General features: G+C 44.7%; 1 protein-coding gene. It reads right to left on the bottom strand.

Features of this window, described 5'->3' with window-relative positions; all coding sequences use genetic code 11:
- The coding region (locus tag DMA14_RS00025) for a hypothetical protein (RefSeq protein WP_157957630.1) at window positions 1-228 on the bottom strand (228 nt) is incomplete at both ends.

Genomic DNA, 228 nt, shown 5'->3' with positions numbered 1-228 from the left:
ACTGTCCAAGTATTAGTGTAAGTTCCTGCGTTTCCACATCCTTGAGAAGCCACGAACTGTCCGCTTACTTTAGTGATGTTAGAAACATCAGCATCGCAAAGGTCAGAAGCTGTTGGGAATTGAGCCTGAGCAGCAGCAAGTCCAACTGCATCGCTGCATTCTAAAGTTACATTTAGAGTGCCAGCAACAGTATTCCAAGTTGGAGCAGTAGTGTCTTGTATTGTGATC

Origin of the sequence: Flavobacterium sharifuzzamanii (genome assembly GCF_003254585.1) — a bacterium.
Taxonomy (GTDB): Bacteria; Bacteroidota; Bacteroidia; order Flavobacteriales; family Flavobacteriaceae; genus Flavobacterium; species Flavobacterium sharifuzzamanii.
The sequence above is the reverse complement of the archived record's forward strand: the minus strand, read 5'-3'. Positions and strand labels throughout refer to the sequence as shown.